Genomic DNA, 16,474 nt, shown 5'->3' on the forward strand with positions numbered 1-16,474 from the left:
ATAGGAGATGTGGAGTTATTATTCTCTTACTTTACTGCTTTATCAGGCAGTTCGCAAAAAGAAATATGTGGTTTATTGTTCAGTTCAACCCCCGATAGGCCGCAATAGTCAAATAATTCATGTAACTATTGGCTTTCAAGGAATAAATGTCGTTTACCAGCTTATGTAGGGGAGGCAAGCCTTCCTTATCATAATTACGGCTGATGCAATCCCAAATATCCTTGCTGGTTACATACTCATAGCCGAGGAGCCGGAATTCTTCAGCTTTGCTGCGGCACATGGCTTCGATTTCTTCACTATGTTGATCATGATTCCACTGTTCCGATTCCACGTGTTGACACCTCCAAAGATCGCTCATGTTCGTATGCTCACCATAGATATTCGACTCTTGTTCTTCGCTTTCCTTCTTCCGTCACAAAAAGTTAATGCCACTAAAACAAGGCATGCCGAGATAGGGGTACAGCATATCCATAAGAATAGACAAGTTCGCCAGCGTTTTATTTCATTTTGGGAAGAAGGCGTGACCTTTGAAGAAACAGAGCTTTATACAAGGAACTTTAATCTTGCTAGCCGCCGGCATCATTAATCGGATGCTTGGATTTATTCCCCGGATTGCTTTACCCCGTATTATCGGAGCAGAAGGTGTGGGTCTGTATCAGCTCGCGTATCCTTTTTTTCTTGTGCTGGTTACTGTCATTACAGGCGGGATTCCACTGGCGATAGCCAAGATGGTAGCGGAAGCAGAAGGAGAGAATCGGCCTGAAAAATCACGGCTGATTTTACGTACTGGACTTGCTCTTAGTATTGGACTTGCAATCTTCTTTACATTGGTTGCTTTGGTAAGTGCCTCATGGGTCTCCAATGTTATCTTAACAGACCATCGAGTTTATTATACGTTTATTGCCATGATCCCAATGATTGGGATTGTCGCCGTATCTGCAATTTACCGCGGTTATTTCCAAGGCAAGCAGAACATGATTCCATCGGCGCTCTCCTCCATCTTCGAATCTTTAGTTCGAATATTCTTTATGCTCTGGTTCTCCTGGTTGTTGCTTCCTAAGGGTATTGCTATGGCGGCGGCTGGAGCGATGTTAGGTGTGACGGTTGGAGAAATTGGCGGAATGTTAGCGATTCTGTGGCAATATTATGTCATTACTAAAAAAGATAAAAAGCAGACAAATCCGACTCCAGAGCAACCCGCTCTCGAGCCGGAGGTTATCCCATCTGATACACAAGGTGTGAAAGCCAACTCCCCCATATTACGGCGGTTACTAGGCATATCCATTCCCGTTACGGCAAGTCGGCTTGTAGGCTCTTTTTCTTATCTGCTGGAATCTATTATTACTGTGCGCAGTCTCGCCTTGGCAGGTATAGCCGCTGCTGCCGCTACAGCTCAGTACGGGTCTTTACAAGGGATGGTTGTTCCTTTATTGCTGCTGCCCGGGGCATTAACCTCTTCACTTGCCGTGTCTCTGGTTCCTTCCATATCAGAAGCTGCGGCAAGAAAGGACTTGCCCACCATTCACAAGCGTATGCATCAAGCGTTGCGGCTTGCGCTGGTAACAGGGGCTCCTTTTGCTGTTCTTATGTATATCCTGGCGGTTCCGCTATGCAATTTGTTATATGGTAACGCGGATACAGCTCCTATGCTGAAGCTCATGGCTCCATTCGCCTTGTTCATTTATGTTCAAGCTCCTTTACAAGCTGCGCTGCAAGCTATGGATCGACCGGGCAGGGCACTCATCAATACCTTAATTGGAGCAGTAGTCAAAATCATTCTGATCGTAATACTGGCATCGCAACCTGAATATGGAATTTACGGCGCCATCATAGCCATTATTGTGAACAGCATTCTGGTTACGATGCTTCACGGATACAGTGTGGTCAGTCTTATTTCATTATCTTTAAGAGTAACTGAAACCATAAAAACCTTATGTGCAATGGTCATTATGGGAGCGGGCGTGCATTATGTATACACTTCCATTCCCATTGCAGATGTACAATGGATTCAATTTATATTTGCCTCTGCGATAGGAATGGTCCTGTATTTCGGAATCAGTCTGTTAGCTGGCCTTATCTCAATTCGTGACTTGGACCGTCTGCCGTTTATCAAACGCAGGCTCTAAAAAGCTATCTGTTGTCCAAACGGTCGACATAAATTCTGCCCTTATGATCTATGGAGCATAGAAATACATTTTTGAAATCAGATACTCCTTTTTGACGAATTTGAGTTCTTAACCAAAATCTGGTTTTTCCAATCATCTCTAAATTCTGATCCTGCACCTTGCCATCCATAATCAGAGGGATTGGAAGTCCTTCATATCTGATCTTATTCTTCGGCAGCTCTATCTTACGGTTCTTATTTCCTTTATTATCGTCACTCTTTTTATGCTCAGCAGCTGCACTGCTATTGCCTGATGGGTTAGAGGATGAACTCCCCTTCTCTTTCTCGAATACCGTTAGCTGTCCACTAGGCTCCAGGATTGCAAATTCCACGTCAGCAGGACTGGCGATGTTCTGTCCACGCAATTGCTGCAGCAGATCATCGATATTATATCTCTGCCTACGCATTTCACCCCGGTGCAGCTTGCCGCCAGAAATGAGTATGCTCGGTTTGCCGTCCATTAAAAGTCTGAGCTTTCTGCTCTTAAGACTGAGCTGAGCCACAATTACCTGTATCAACACCAATGTTGCCATCGGAACGACTCCTTCATAGATCGGCCGATTAATATCCTCAAGCACAAAAACAGCAATCTCAGCAATCATGATGGAGATCGTTAGATCAAATACAGACAGCTTACCTATTTCCCTCTTCCCCATGATGCGCATACACAGGAATATGAAGAAATACATCAGCACGGTCAAGAAAATATGGGTAGAGATATGCTGGAACATATAGCTTCGCTCCCCTCCATTCTCACCCGCAGACTTGTTTCCTCGGGTGGATTAATGTAACCCTATTCTGACCGCTCTGTGCAGGGAACATTCGGAAGCCGGCATATTAATTAATGGTAAAAAGGCTGCAATGCCCTTTCTTGTACTATTGGGGCAAGCCATCCCATACAATGAATAATAACTATGTTGATTCTTTTTCCTCAAAAAAACTTTAGGAGGTTGTACCATGTATTTAATCCGGCGCATGTTCTCGTGGAGAATAGCCAATCCTGTGTTATCTGGCCTATGTCGATCATTCCTTTGGATGCTGATGGGTGCGTTTGTCCTCTCACTTTTGTTATGGGGCAGCAGTCTGAAGGAGCAGGATCTCTCAATGTACACGTACATTGTACACGGCATAGCTGCAGCATTCGGAGGACTAACCGCCGGTCGCAGAGCCACGAGCAAAGGCTGGTATCAAGGAAGTCTTACAGGCGCATTTTATGGGATTATCGTTCTGTTGATCGGTTTTTTGGCACTGGACAGCGCACCCTCTGGTGTGGATCTGCTATGGGTTCTGGCAGCTGCAGCAATTGGCGCTCTCGGCGGAATATTTGGCGTTAATTTACAAAAAAGCTAAAATTATAATTCCATTAAATTCGAAACATTCCTTGAAAATATGTTAAACTGTGATCATCTGACTTCATTAAGAGATCAAGGAGGCTTCGATTGCTTTGTTTTACCAATCAATGAACCATATTGTTTTGTACACAGTTGCATTAGTAGTGATATTAGTATGGATTGGCGCTAAACGTAATCCACTCATGGCATTGGTTGAAATTGGGAAAGAGATGCTGCGATCCTATAAGTTTTTGTTGCTGATTGCAGGAATGTTTGGCGTATTAGCCATAAATAAATATGAACTGCAAATTGAACAAAAAATGCATCTTACCTCTGATTATACGCCGTTTATATTTGGTCTAGAGGGTCATTTTGTCCAAGCCGTTCAGGATATATTCTACAGTCCATGGTTAACACCGATCATCGTCTTTTTCTACATTTTCATGCTTCAGTCTGTTCTAGCAGCATCATTAGGGGTCTATCTGTTAGATAAAAACCGGGTGATGTTATATGCCACCTGCTATGCTATTATTATCAACTATGCCTTGGCGATTCCATTCTATCTTTACTTCCCGGTAAACGAGGTTTGGTCCTATCTGCCAGCGGGCGTCAAATTTACTATGCTGGATGTATTTCCGAAATTCGAACAGGAATATAGACCGCTATCCGGTCTCAATAACTGCTTCCCGAGTCTACATACGTCCATATCTGTTACAATGGCACTTCTGGCCTTCCGTTCAGGGAACCGCCGCTGGATGGCCATCACTAGTATTTCTGCAGTTGTAATCGTCTTTGGAATTTTCTATCTGGGCATTCATTGGCTTACAGATATGATTGGTGGAACCTTGCTAGCTGTACTAGCCTCTACAGTTGGCGTTCAACTCGCCAAATTAACTTTGCGGGGACGTGAAGAGTCGCTTACCGTTCCGAGCCGCGTAACAAATGTACGTTAAAGTTAAACTGCTAAATCTTAATAACCTTAAAGATCAAAAAAGCGGTGTCCTCTCCAATGAGAAGACACCGCTTTTTATGTACTTAAATAACAAGTCTATACTTTCTCTTCGACATCCGTCGCCACAGCGTGGCTGATGGAACCGCGATCAAAAGTCAGCTTAGTTACATCGTTGACCCGCAGAACCACGATATCATCGGAAATCTCCATGATCGTACCGTGAAGTCCTCCAATAGTAACGATTTTATCGCCCTTTTTCAGAGCTTTCAACATTGCGTTACGAGTTTTGGTCTTCTTTTGTTGCGGACGAATCAGCAAGAAGTAGAATACTACAAACATAAGGACAAAGGGACCTACCAGGCCTAGTATACTACCTCCACCACCTGCGCCAGTTGCATATTGAAACGATTGAATCATATTTCTCCCCCCTTTCAAAGTACATTAAAGCATGACTCTTAAATCAAACCCTAAAAGCCTTTAAGATTATCATATAATCCGTATTTGGCAAAAAACTCATCGCGAAAATCAAGCAGCCGATCTTCTTTGATGGCTTCACGCACTTTACGCATTAAATCCAACAAGAAGTGCAAATTGTGGTATGTCGTCAATCGAAGTCCGAAGGTTTCATCGGCTTTGATTAGATGGCGCAAATAAGCGCGGGAATAATTCCGGCATGTATAGCAATTACACTCCGGATCAAGCGGCCCAAAATCACGGGCATACTTAGCGTTGCGTACAACGAGTCTTCCCTGACTGGTCATCGTTGTTCCATTACGGGCAATACGAGTAGGCAAGACACAATCGAACATGTCTACTCCTCGGATTGATCCTTCCAGCAGCGCATCCGGTGAACCCACGCCCATCAAATAGCGAGGTTTGCCTTGTGGCAGCAGGGGAACTGTATAATCCAGCACTTCATACATTAGCTGCTTGGACTCTCCGACGCTGAGCCCCCCAATAGCATACCCCGGGAAATCCATGGAAGTCAAATCAGCCGCGCTCTGACGGCGCAGATCTTCATACATGCCCCCTTGCACGATAGCAAAAAGACCCTGATCGTTAGGACGAGCATGACTTTTCAGGCAACGTTCTGCCCAGCGCGTGGTGCGCTCCAGTGATTTTTTCACATAATCATATTCGGCCGGGAATGGAGGACATTCATCAAATGCCATCATTATATCTGAACCCAGAGAGTTCTGAACCTCCATCGCTACTTCCGGAGACAGGAATTTCTTATCCCCATTTAAATGGGAACGGAAATGAACTCCTTCTTCCGTAATCTTGCGCATGTCGCTTAACGAGAATACTTGAAACCCGCCGCTGTCTGTCAGAATCGGGCGATCCCAGTTCATGAACTTGTGCAGTCCACCAGCTTCACGAACAATATCATGGCCTGGTCTTAGAAACAGATGGTAAGTATTGCTCAAAATAATATGGGCATCCATCTCTTTCAGCTCTTCAGGACTCATAGTCTTGACTGTAGCTTGTGTGCCGACTGGCATAAATGCTGGTGTCTCAATCACACCATGTGGAGTGTGGACTCTTCCAAGTCTGGCTCCGGATTGTTTGCACGTTTTGATGTGCTCATAAGTAATTGCTGCCATAAGTTAACCCATCCTCTTACCTTAATAAATAAACATTGCATCTCCAAAGCTAAAGAATCGGTACTTCTGCTCTATCGCTTCTTCATAAGCAGCTAGAATATGTTCCCGACCTGCCAAAGCGCTAACCAACATAACCAAAGTAGACTTTGGCAGGTGGAAATTGGTAATTAGCGCATTTACTACACTGAACTTATACCCTGGATAGATAAAAATATCCGTCCAGCCGCTGCATTCCACAAGCGGACCACCTTCACATTGTCTTCCGACCGTTTCAAGTGTCCGACAAGACGTTGTACCAACTGCAATAATACGGCCGCCTCGTGCCTTAGTAGCATTTATGGTATCTGCCGTTTCTTGAGACATTACGAAATACTCAGAATGCATAACATGCTCTTCAACCTTCTCTACAGACATCGGACGAAAAGTACCGAGACCTACATGAAGGGTGATATAAGCGATATTTACACCCTTAGCCTCAATCTGTTTCAGCAATTCTTGGGTAAAATGAAGCCCTGCGGTAGGCGCAGCGGCCGATCCCTCATGCCGAGCATACACAGTCTGATATCGTTCACGATCATCCAGTGTTTCCTTAATATAAGGTGGCAACGGCATCGTTCCCAGCCTGTCCAGAATTTCCTGAAAAATACCCTGATATATGAAACGAAGCGTACGGCCGCCCATATCAGCTTCATCCTCGATAACGGCACGAAGCTCATCACTAAAGATGATCACCGCGCCTGTCTTGAGCTTTTTCCCTGGCTTTACAAGTGCTTCCCAGCGATCATCCCCAAGATTCTTCAGGAGAAGCACTTCCGCCTTAGCACCAGTATCTTCTTTCACTCCAAACAATCTCGCTGGAATGACTCTCGTATCATTTAGAACAAGCGTGTCTCCGGGATTAAAATAATCAATAATATCGGTAAAATGCCGGTGAGCCAGCTCTCCATCCTCCTTATTCACTAGAAGCAGTCTAGAAGCACTGCGATCAGCGAGAGGTGTCTGGGCAATCAATTCTTCCGGCAAATGAAAATCATAAGCATCTACATTCATGGTCTGTCTTCATTCCTTAACTATAGTAACGTTCTTATAATAGTGTTGCAATATTTGCTTGTAATCATACCCGCTGTCCGCCATGCCTTTCACGCCCCACTGCGACATGCCTAGACCATGGCCGTTGCCTTGTCCAATGAACAGAAAGCCCGAGCTGTTAGTGATCACTCTGGCCGCAGAATCTCCGCCCATCACTACAGTTCCACTGCCATTCACATTAACCTTCCCCGATGCGGAAAGCACGCCAGCACTCTGCGAGCTGCTAATTGTGGCGGTAGCGCCGTCAGCGCCTAATACAGTATAACTTCCGGGTGCCACAATATCAAACAATGTACTAGGTAATCCATTAAACGCGGAGCGGAACATATCAGGATATTTCACATTCAGAGCCTGACCATTAGCTTTCACCTGAATCGCTCTTCCAGAAGGACCGCGCTGGGTGACCTGCAGGTTAGAGATGCTGGAAGGGAGCGTGCTTGTTGTTTTACCCTGCAGGCTTTTTAGAAGTTCAGCAGAGGTATACGGCCCTTTGATCCAGCTATAGCTGCCAGACTCATATACTTTATCCAGAGCCACAGCGTTCTCACCCGGATTCAGCTTTCCGACTGCACTAACACTGCTCTCAATAACTGGCAGAGGACGTATATTCACATCTTTGGTTGTAGCGGTAACTATATCGAGTCCGGCAGCGGTTTTGCTGCCCGTCAATTTAATATTATCTTCACGTGCATAACCAGAGGTACCATTCGCAAGCAGAACATAATACCACTTCTTAGCAGCAGCTGCCGAAACATCTTCAACGCTTGGAACACTAGCAAATACATCGCCACCATTCGCCCAAACCTCTGAAGGGTCAGCTGTCATACCTCCACTATTGGAAGAAAATACAGCCTCAACAACTTTACCACCACTCATCAGCACTTCACCAGCAGTAGTATCTACAGCTTTGATAATGGAGGGAGCTTCAGACCCGATTCCGTTATATACCTGACTAAGAGTGGTATCTACTACATTCGCTACATCAAAACGGTTGCCTTGGGACAGCGCATAGCTGCGGGCGGCGACAGCCTGAGCTTTTAGCGCTTCTTCTGGCCAGCTGGAGGAAACCTCTCCTCCAACTACGGCATACAAATATTGCTCCAGCGGCACTACATTAATTACAGCCAGCGATCCGCTCAAATTGCTCAGTTCAAAATTTCCGCGATATGTACGCTTGGATCTTTCCACTAACTGAATCCCAGCCTCGCTGCCTGCAGCAAGAAATTTAGCATTGCTTCCAGAAACCAGATAATGATCGGCTTGAGTTTCACTGCTAAAATCCAGTCCGGCATCCTTACGCAGTATTAATCCGGGCGAGGTCGCCACCGAAACCGTAAATTGTGGTGCCGCCGTAGACACAGCGGCTTGAACAGCTGTTAAATCACTATCGTTGGCAGCTTCGCCTACCCATACCTCTACTTGTGCACTGCCATCGTTTCCTGCCAGAAACACCTTCCAAGCATCCAAACCAGCTGCAGTGAGGCTATTAAGCGCCACATCTGCTTCCTGCTCCGAAGAATAGCGGCCAGCTGATAAATGTTTATTACCTTTCACCGCTGGGGTTTGGTCAGCAGGAATACTCAACCCTGCTTTGACTACACGGGTAAGCCCATCCTTGGCAGCTGCTTCACTAGCATAGACGCCCGTGTACAACTGATACACAGTCGCTCCATTTCTGGAGATTGCAAAAATCTGCGGTTTATCGGAGGTGGATTGGAGCTTTTTAGCTGCATCCGCTGCTGTCTGCCAGCTTGAAACCTCCATCACCTTAACTCTATATCCGTCCAGACTTATACGAATTTGCTTCTGTGCTGGGACAGATACCAAAGGAGCACTTCCTGCTTGATCCGACAGCAAAGTAAAGCTTTGCGTTGATTGCAGTGTTACTACTGGCACAGTTGATTTATATTTACTTCCAATATCAGCATAAAGAGCAACTCGTATCGTGCTATTAGAATCGGCATGACTGGCACCCGCAGGGATCAGGAAACTTCCTACAGCAAGCGCAGCCGCAAGCAATCCTTTGCTTAGCGGGGCGACCCCTCTCCATTTCCTCTTCGTATGCTTCATCCAGCATCCTCCTTTATAATTGTAGTGACGAACTAGTGCTGCTCCGGAGGGAGCGGAAGCCCTAAATGATGATAAGCGGCCGGGGTTACAATTCTTCCACGCGGACTCCGCTGCAAGAACCCTATCTGTAGCAGGTACGGCTCATATACGTCCTCAATCGTCTGACTTTCCTCACCAATCGTAGCTGCAATCGTATCCAGTCCTACAGGACCGCCGCGAAAGCTTGAAATCATAGCACTTAACATCTTGTGGTCAATACTGTCCAGACCACGTGGGTCCACCTGAAGCATCTTCAATGCTTCCCCAGAAATTTCAGGAGTTATAATTCCATCTCCGCGCACTTGAGCAAAATCACGGACCCGCTTCAATAAGCGGTTAGCAATCCGCGGTGTGCCCCGCGAACGAAGCGCGATCTCTTCTGCTGCATCGCCAACAATCTCAATGCCTAAAAGATCCGCATTTCGAGAAACAATGTAACTCAGCTCATCTATGTTATAGAATTCCAGGCGACTGACCACTCCGAAACGATCACGCAGTGGCGCAGACAGTAGTCCTGCCCGGGTTGTGGCACCTATCAGTGTGAACGGCGGCAAATCCAATCGTACCGAACGGGCACTTGGCCCTTTGCCGATCATGATATCCAGCGCGAAATCCTCCATCGCAGGATACATAACCTCCTCGACCGTGCGGTGCAAACGGTGAATCTCATCAATGAAAAGCACGTCGCCTTCCTGCAGATTCGTCAGCAGAGCGGCAAGATCGCCTGGACGCTCTATCGCAGGGCCGGAAGTTGTTCGCAGGTTCACACCCAGCTCATTGGCGATAATATTAGCGAGCGTTGTTTTGCCCAGACCCGGAGGTCCGTACAGCAGCACATGATCCAGCGCTTCGCTTCTCATTTTGGCCGCTTCTATATATACTTTCAGGTTTTCTTTCACCTGAGTCTGGCCGATATATTCTCCCAGATAACGAGGACGCAAGCTTAGTTCTACCGCCTGCTCATCCATCATCAAATTCGCGGATATAATCCGGTCATCCATTTCCTATCGCTCCCTTTCTTTAGGATGTGTACGGCTTTACTTAGCTATATATAGCAGCCCTAGTGCTTTCTTCATCAGCACATCTACAGTTCCTGTCTCTGCTCCCTCTTTCTTCAACGCGAGCCACACGCGGTCCAATTCGCTTTCGGTATAACCCAGCCCCTTAAGCGCATCCCGCGCCTCTTGCCATGCCAATCCATCCGTTGCTTCCTCCGTTGGCACTGCAAACAATCCCGTTTGCATTGAAGCCATACTGAGTCCGTCCAGCTTGTCCTTCAAATCAAGGATCATACGCTGTGCCGTCTTTTTGCCAATGCCCGGTAATTTCGTTAAGAACGTTATATTCTCTTGATAAATCGCTGAAATCAACTGATCCGGTGTTCCACCTGTCAGGATTCCAAGCGCAACCCTAGGACCGATGCCAGATACCTCTATCAGCTTGCGGAACAATTTTTGTTCCTCACGAGTCGGGAACCCAAATAATAGCGTAGCGTCCTCACGTGTTTGGTAATGAATATAGATCGTTACAGGTCCTTCTACTTTAGCAAAAGCATAAGGATTCGGGCAGAATACCCGGTATCCTACTCCCTGCACATCCAACACCACATATTCCGACTCCAAATGAACGACGGGTCCTCTTAAGAAATCTATCATTTTCGCAATACCTCATTTAATTTAGAATTAAGACTGCTCGAATGGGCATGGCATACCGCTACCGCCAGCGCATCCGCCACATCATCGGGTTTCGGAATCGCCGATAGCTTCAGCAGCAGCTTCACCATTTCCTGGACCTGCCGTTTCTCAGCCTTACCATAACCCACAACAGCCTGCTTTACCATCATAGGTGTATATTCCGAGACGGGGAGACCCCGCTGTACTGCAGCTAATATAGTCACACCGCGGGCCTGCGCCACTGGCAATGCTGTAGTAACGTTGCGAGCGAAAAACAGCTTTTCTATCGCCACAGCATCGGGTTTATATTTATCAATGAGCTGACCCATGCCTTCATAGACATGCAGCAGTCGTTCTTCTTCAGGCGTATGAGCCTCAGTCTGAATACAACCATATTGGACGGGGGTCAGTTTATGTCCTTCCTTATCCACAAAGCCAAAGCCGACGATCGCCAGCCCCGGATCAATTCCCAAAATACGCAAACACGATCTCTCCTCTATAACAGGCAGATTATTCCACCGTTTTCATCCATTCCTCCGCCATGAAGCGAACATATGTATTCCTTCTAACCATTATAGCAAAAATCGCCCTTGCGGGAGAAAAAAAGTTTACTGTTTGCAGCGAAATGGCAACTTTAGGCCTACAGCTAAGACTCTTCCCCGTTTCATTTCACACAAAAAAGCTGCCCTCAGCCATTAATAATGACTTTAGGACAGCTTTATCAAAGCTATTGCTTGTTCTGCATGACATGCTCAGCAGCTTCGCGGGCATAATCACTGAAGGTAGACAGCACACTGTTGTACTCTTCAATATCCTGAACACGAATACCCTCATGAAGCTCTTTCCAAATATTTTCCGGCAATGAGGATTTCAGGGAACCCATATCCATTTGAAAAAAAGTCTTCAGTACCTTCTCCTGAACTGGCGGACCTTTAAACAAGGTCAAATTCCCAAACGCATCTACACCAATGTAAGCTTCATTTTTTATCATTGTCGATAAATCATTCACTTTTTGTTCCAGCCACAAATCCCCTTCTGAACTAATCCAACCGCTCCATTCAGGGTGTTCATTGATTATAGTCTTCAGCTGCAGCGGATTCTTTACGCCCGGCAACGTCTGAATCTCTTCTCCGGACACATAGGTTGTTTTTAAATGAACGGTTCTGCTGAGCCCACTTTGGGTGATGGTTTGCAGCAGTTGTTCATTATTTAAAGTGCCCTTCTCTTTTGCCTCATCACTGTCCTCGCCTACTTTAAAGACAGCTGCGGCCAGCTCACTATCGGCACTATCCGCCCAGCTAGAATTCGTCAGCAGTCCACTGATTTCCTCAGGTACCTGCATACTGCGCCAAGCCAGTACAGTAAAAGCTATACAAGCAGCTCCTACCCAAAGCGCCTTTTTCCAACGTCTCCATCGCCGCCAAAGTTGTTTTTTTAAGCGAAACGCGTTCACGTTAATCCCTTCATTCTGGTTTTTCCCTATTGTGACCTAAGAAGGGAGCATTTATGCGCTTTTCTGTGAATAATCGACATTTCTCCAAAAATACAAGGTTGACCTTGCAGTATAGTTCAAGATTTATGGTATAAGTCTGGAAGGGGGATTCTGGGGAGAGGTTTCACATACCGGTCTAAGGTGATACCTATTTCATGACGATCGACCATTTCTTGCACCAAAGCTTTTGCTTCGCCAATAGACTATTAGTTCTTAGTGCGCTATGCCATTGGATTGGGCGTTTGGGATGGTGGCGATGTAGGCGTTCTGCGTTTGCGTGCTGGGGAATGCGTTCTGGTGCTGGGAGTATGTGTTCTGCGTTTGCGCGTTGTGCGGAGTGGATCTAAAACTAATTAGGGAAAAACTCCCTGAAAGTAGGAGAAATTTGCTCTAAATGAACGAAACCAGGGAATTCCTCCCTAATAAATAGGCTGTTTTCCTTATTTCCGGGGAATCAGACATAAAATTAGGGAGTTTTTCCTCAATTATATGCCTGACGACCAGAATCCTAAGAATTTCAGGGAGAAATTCCCTAATCGCTCTATAAGAGTTTTACTTTTCGCTTCAATTGAAGCATAAGCTCATTCTTCACTTTTTGTTTCACCTAGGCCTCACTCGGTGTTCACTCGGTGTTCACTCAGTACTCTCTCGGTACGTCACTTGAAGTATCATTTGTCATCAAATGCTGCTTCAGCTTCAAGTGTTAATTCCCTTTACCTTTGTACAGCCCCTTCTTCGTATTAAAGTCACATTTAAGCGTTAGGAACCACCGGCAGCTTCACATGGCTCGGATACTCACGATTATGGTAAACAGTCTGCAGCACAGTAATCGCTTCTGAATCTTCATACGGATTACTGCCTGTATTTGTATTAGGGAAAGCAACGAATTTACTGGACGAAGTAATCGAGAACCGAATTCGGTGTCCCACAGCAAATCTATGGGCAATATTCGGCATGAAAATATCATATTTCTCCACCTGCCCAGGAATCAGCAGCTCAGGCGCTTCCAATCCATGACGGTATTTAGCTCTGACAATATAATTGGATAACCGGATAGAGTCCCCTTGTTCATTCACGTCACTAAGCGTAACAACCCAATCCGTATCTTTGCCAGTGCTGGCAGCATAGATAACCGCAGACAATTCTCCGGCCACAGTCAGCTCATCCGTCAGAATATCACTAGTGTAGACAAGGATATCATTGCGCAGCTCGTATTTTCGCAAATTCTCAGGCTCTCGTTCACCGCTATCATTCATAGGATCATGAGGATTATAGATATAAGTATCTTCAGGAGAATGTTCCTCAGGCGCTGCAAGCAGTTGCCCATCCCCATGTCCTGAATTCGCCCGCCCGCCGCTGGAAAGGTAGAAGGAAGAAGTTGTGGCTTCAGCAGGTGTCCAATCTGCGGACGTTCTCCACTGATTTTCACCAACAACATAATAAGAGGCTCTAGGCTCCTGATCTATTCCATTTGGAATGCCTTTGAGGAAGCGGTCGAACCAGCGCAGCACAGAAACATCGTAATCATAGACTACGGCATCATTGCCGAAGCTCACGCCTTCGTAGTCTCTAGCTCTGTTCGGCCCGTGCTCCCAAGCGCCCAGACGGATTTTTCGATTTGGCACATCATGTTCTGTCAACATTCTCCATGTTTCCGATACGCCGGCGCTGTCGCCGTCATACCAACCTGAGATAACATACATAGGCACCTGCACCTGATCACCGCGCTCGGTAAAAGTACAGTTTTTCCAGAAATCATCATACTCCGGATGCTGGCTCCACAGATCCCATGGACCTGATGTTTTACCAATCATTTGCTGAGGGATCTCTTTAATCGGTCTTGCATCAACGGCTGCTTCCGGATTCACCGTAATGCCTCCAAAGATATCAAAATCCGTCCGAGTACCCACAGATTGAGCAAGAGTCCAAGAGAGCAATGGCCAAGAACAAAGGGTTCCCCCTTTGCGAACGGTATCAACAAATGGAGAGCCCACGTTCACTTCATCCACAACCGCCTTCAGATTCGGGTGCCCACTGGTGGCCGCCGCCACAACAACAAAACCTAGATAGGATGCGCCCCACATGCCGACGTTGCCATCCGACCAGTCCTGAGCAATAATCCAGTCAATCGTATCATAACCGTCATCCCGTTCATTATAAAAAGGAATCAGTTCGCCTTCCGAATCCGCCCGACCTCTAACATCCTGCGATACTACTGCATAACCTTTATTGGCCCATCTCATAAAAATCTCTTTTTTTCCGTTGCGGTCATAACATGTTCTTACGAGAATTGTCGGCAGCTTAGTTCCCGGCTTAATGCCCTCTGGTAAAAAAACATCTGTCGCCAACTTCACCCCATCGCGCATCGGAATCAGATCAGTACCCAAATCGTTCACACCATATTCTGCCTTAGATAGAAGAGGATCGTCGTAGACCACTAACGGAGTCAGCTTCTCATAACCTGCTTTAACCATAAGCTCAATACCATACCGATTCGGCGTTAAAAAAGCGATAATTTCCCCGTCCAAAGTCACAATGTCCAGAGCCGTCTCTTTGCGCAGCGCCCATACTTGTGAGGTCAGTTCGCGGCCTTCAATCTGCGCCTGATACTGGATATGCTTTTGATAGATATCGCCATTACTCAGCACTACCTCGTCTTCTGCCCATTCTGCATTAGCATAAGCATCCAAATGTTTATGGATTTTTTGAAGCGGGAGTACGGTCTTGAACTGTCCATCCAGCACATTGTCCTGCATTTGCGTTCTTCTGCGCGGATCGACCTTAGCCAGCATGATCTGTTGCTCTGTAAAATGAATTTTGCCTGTATAAACACCAGAAAAGTAGACGTTAAATGTAGATGTGTGTAAGTAGGTTGTCATCTGTTTATCCCCTATCCGCAAATTTCTTCAAATACGCGCAGCCAGTTGCCGCCCATGATCTTAGCAATATCTGCATCCGCATAACCGCGGGCAACCAAACCTCTAGTAAAGTTAATAAAATAACTATATTTCTCAAGTCCAGCAACGGTTTCTGTAGAAGGACCGTCTCCTTTGGCGAATCCAAGCTTGGGTGCGATATGTTCTTTAAAATAAACCAATGACCAGAGCACATCGCTCATCGGCCAATCCGTTCCAATTCCGACATGATCCACGCCTACAAGCCGGATTACATATTCGATATGATCCAGCACATGGTCAATAGTTGTATGTTTAGGATCTTCATGAACAAACCAAGGCATAGCAAAAATACCAATAACTCCACCCGTCTTGGCTATCGCGATAATCTCCTCATCACTTTTACAGCGCATATGCGGATAGATCGCCTCTACACCCGTATGTGAAGCAATCACCGGAGTTGTGGAATAAGCGCAGGCATCTAACGTAGTCTGTTTCCCGCAATGCCCCGTATCTACAATGATCCCCAGCTTGTTCAAGCGTGCAATGAATCTTTTCCCAAAATTAGTGACCCCGGCGTTCGATTGTTCTGCGCAGCCCGCCCCAATCTGGTTCTGATTGTTGTAGGTCAATTGTATAATTCTTAATCCGAAGTTATAAAGTACATCTAATTGATCGAGATTCGTGCCCAGACCATCCGTTTCTTGTGCTGTGATAATGCCCGCTTTATAACCATTACGCTTGGCAGCACGTATGTCTTCGGCAGTTAAGGCTTTGATTAACCAATCTGCAGAATCGAATTGCAGTTGCACCTCTGCCATGCTTGTAATGATGCTGTCTAAGGATTCCAAATGAAGTTCGCGGTTCCCTGCTGTAATTCCGGACTTGTACCACTCTTCCTTATACTCAGGGATCTCTCCGCTCGCAGATAGCTTTGTGATGATTTTTGCAGGCATACTGCTGTATACCATTGGCTCATCTTTATAAGGCTCACATAATTCTTTGATTCTGTCAGAGATAGAGTCTGGAATCGCGCTTGGAGATAAGGGGCCTTGAAACAGCAGATCGATAATAATGTTCTGTTCATGCAAGCGTTTAGCCCGCTCCTCCTCTTGCTCCGTCAACTTGAAATCATACAGACCTTCATAAGTGCTCATCGTGTAGTC

The 16,474-nt window shown here is 46.1% G+C and carries 15 protein-coding genes; 3 read left to right on the plus strand and 12 right to left on the minus strand.

All coding sequences use genetic code 11. From position 1 onward, the window contains the following. Positions 1-79: 79 nt before the first annotated feature. Complete coding sequence (locus MKY14_RS14940) at positions 80-331, minus strand: post-transcriptional regulator (RefSeq protein WP_036677655.1); 252 nt, start codon at positions 329-331, stop codon at positions 80-82. A gap of 196 nt (positions 332-527) precedes the next feature. Between MKY14_RS14940 and spoVB the strand changes: the two genes are divergently transcribed. Then, entirely contained in the window at positions 528-2,126 is a 1,599-nt protein-coding gene (gene spoVB / locus MKY14_RS14945) for a stage V sporulation protein B (protein ID WP_076185511.1), read from the plus strand. A 4-nt stretch (positions 2,127-2,130) separates the two neighbouring features. On the opposite strand, the gene MKY14_RS14950 is transcribed toward spoVB, so the two are convergent. Further along, entirely contained in the window at positions 2,131-2,895 is a 765-nt protein-coding gene (locus tag MKY14_RS14950; protein WP_076130399.1) for a DUF421 domain-containing protein, read from the minus strand. A gap of 226 nt (positions 2,896-3,121) precedes the next feature. On the opposite strand from MKY14_RS14950, the gene MKY14_RS14955 reads away from it, so the two are divergent. Next, positions 3,122-3,514 (plus strand): TIGR04086 family membrane protein, encoded by a 393-nt coding sequence (locus tag MKY14_RS14955; RefSeq protein ID WP_339169415.1) that lies wholly within the window; start codon positions 3,122-3,124, stop codon positions 3,512-3,514. Between the two features lie 94 nt (positions 3,515-3,608). After that, complete coding sequence (locus MKY14_RS14960) at positions 3,609-4,448, plus strand: phosphatase PAP2 family protein (RefSeq protein WP_248549480.1); 840 nt, start codon at positions 3,609-3,611, stop codon at positions 4,446-4,448. 95 nt (positions 4,449-4,543) lie between these two features. On the opposite strand, the gene yajC is transcribed toward MKY14_RS14960, so the two are convergent. The 10 genes from yajC to MKY14_RS15010 form a co-directional block, all read right to left on the minus strand. Further along, entirely contained in the window at positions 4,544-4,864 is a 321-nt protein-coding gene (yajC, locus tag MKY14_RS14965) for a preprotein translocase subunit YajC (protein WP_036677664.1), read from the minus strand. A gap of 50 nt (positions 4,865-4,914) precedes the next feature. Further along, positions 4,915-6,051, minus strand: a complete 1,137-nt coding sequence (gene tgt / locus MKY14_RS14970) for a tRNA guanosine(34) transglycosylase Tgt (RefSeq protein ID WP_036677666.1) — start codon at positions 6,049-6,051, stop codon at positions 4,915-4,917. A 21-nt stretch (positions 6,052-6,072) separates the two neighbouring features. Continuing rightward, positions 6,073-7,101 carry a tRNA preQ1(34) S-adenosylmethionine ribosyltransferase-isomerase QueA gene (gene queA / locus MKY14_RS14975; protein ID WP_076130401.1) on the minus strand — a complete coding sequence of 343 codons (1,029 nt, stop codon included), beginning with the start codon at positions 7,099-7,101 and terminating at the stop codon, positions 6,073-6,075. A gap of 9 nt (positions 7,102-7,110) precedes the next feature. Further along, positions 7,111-9,210, minus strand: a complete 2,100-nt coding sequence (locus tag MKY14_RS14980) for a SpoIID/LytB domain-containing protein (RefSeq protein ID WP_340976745.1) — start codon at positions 9,208-9,210, stop codon at positions 7,111-7,113. Positions 9,211-9,242: 32 nt separating this feature from the next. Then, complete coding sequence (ruvB, locus tag MKY14_RS14985) at positions 9,243-10,250, minus strand: Holliday junction branch migration DNA helicase RuvB (protein WP_036677672.1); 1,008 nt, start codon at positions 10,248-10,250, stop codon at positions 9,243-9,245. Positions 10,251-10,286: 36 nt separating this feature from the next. After that, entirely contained in the window at positions 10,287-10,904 is a 618-nt protein-coding gene (gene ruvA / locus MKY14_RS14990; protein WP_036677675.1) for a Holliday junction branch migration protein RuvA, read from the minus strand. Continuing rightward, positions 10,901-11,404 (minus strand): crossover junction endodeoxyribonuclease RuvC, encoded by a 504-nt coding sequence (gene ruvC, locus MKY14_RS14995; RefSeq protein WP_036677679.1) that lies wholly within the window; start codon positions 11,402-11,404, stop codon positions 10,901-10,903. The genes ruvA and ruvC overlap by 4 nt, the downstream gene beginning before the upstream one ends. A 245-nt stretch (positions 11,405-11,649) precedes the next feature. Next, positions 11,650-12,375, minus strand: a complete 726-nt coding sequence (locus MKY14_RS15000; RefSeq protein WP_076130403.1) for a BofC C-terminal domain-containing protein — start codon at positions 12,373-12,375, stop codon at positions 11,650-11,652. Between the two features lie 791 nt (positions 12,376-13,166). Next, the gene (locus tag MKY14_RS15005) at positions 13,167-15,293 is read right to left on the minus strand and encodes a CocE/NonD family hydrolase (RefSeq protein ID WP_340392663.1); all 2,127 of its coding nucleotides are present in this window, start codon (positions 15,291-15,293) and stop codon (positions 13,167-13,169) included. Positions 15,294-15,304: 11 nt separating this feature from the next. Continuing rightward, positions 15,305-16,465 carry a dipeptidase gene (locus MKY14_RS15010; protein WP_076278864.1) on the minus strand — a complete coding sequence of 387 codons (1,161 nt, stop codon included), beginning with the start codon at positions 16,463-16,465 and terminating at the stop codon, positions 15,305-15,307. Positions 16,466-16,474 lie beyond the last annotated feature (9 nt).

Source organism: Paenibacillus sp. FSL R5-0887 (genome assembly GCF_038002305.1).
GTDB lineage: Bacteria > Bacillota > Bacilli > Paenibacillales > Paenibacillaceae > Paenibacillus_AQ > Paenibacillus_AQ odorifer.

Bases quoted from the DNA above. Each gene is read 5' to 3' on its own strand.
- tgt (WP_036677666.1), bottom strand. From the start codon at position 6,051: ATGGCAGCAATTACTTATGAGCACATCAAAACGTGCAAACAATCCGGA.
- ruvB (WP_036677672.1), bottom strand. From the start codon at position 10,250: ATGGATGACCGGATTATATCCGCGAATTTGATGATGGATGAGCAGGCG.
- yajC (WP_036677664.1), bottom strand. From the start codon at position 4,864: ATGATTCAATCGTTTCAATATGCAACTGGCGCAGGTGGTGGAGGTAGT.
- ruvA (WP_036677675.1), bottom strand. From the start codon at position 10,904: ATGATAGATTTCTTAAGAGGACCCGTCGTTCATTTGGAGTCGGAATAT.
- MKY14_RS15010 (WP_076278864.1), bottom strand. From the start codon at position 16,465: ATGAGCACTTATGAAGGTCTGTATGATTTCAAGTTGACGGAGCAAGAG.
- MKY14_RS14950 (WP_076130399.1), bottom strand. From the start codon at position 2,895: ATGTTCCAGCATATCTCTACCCATATTTTCTTGACCGTGCTGATGTAT.
- queA (WP_076130401.1), bottom strand. From the start codon at position 7,101: ATGAATGTAGATGCTTATGATTTTCATTTGCCGGAAGAATTGATTGCC.
- MKY14_RS15005 (WP_340392663.1), bottom strand. From the start codon at position 15,293: ATGACAACCTACTTACACACATCTACATTTAACGTCTACTTTTCTGGT.
- MKY14_RS14980 (WP_340976745.1), bottom strand. From the start codon at position 9,210: ATGAAGCATACGAAGAGGAAATGGAGAGGGGTCGCCCCGCTAAGCAAA.
- MKY14_RS14955 (WP_339169415.1), top strand. From the start codon at position 3,122: ATGTATTTAATCCGGCGCATGTTCTCGTGGAGAATAGCCAATCCTGTG.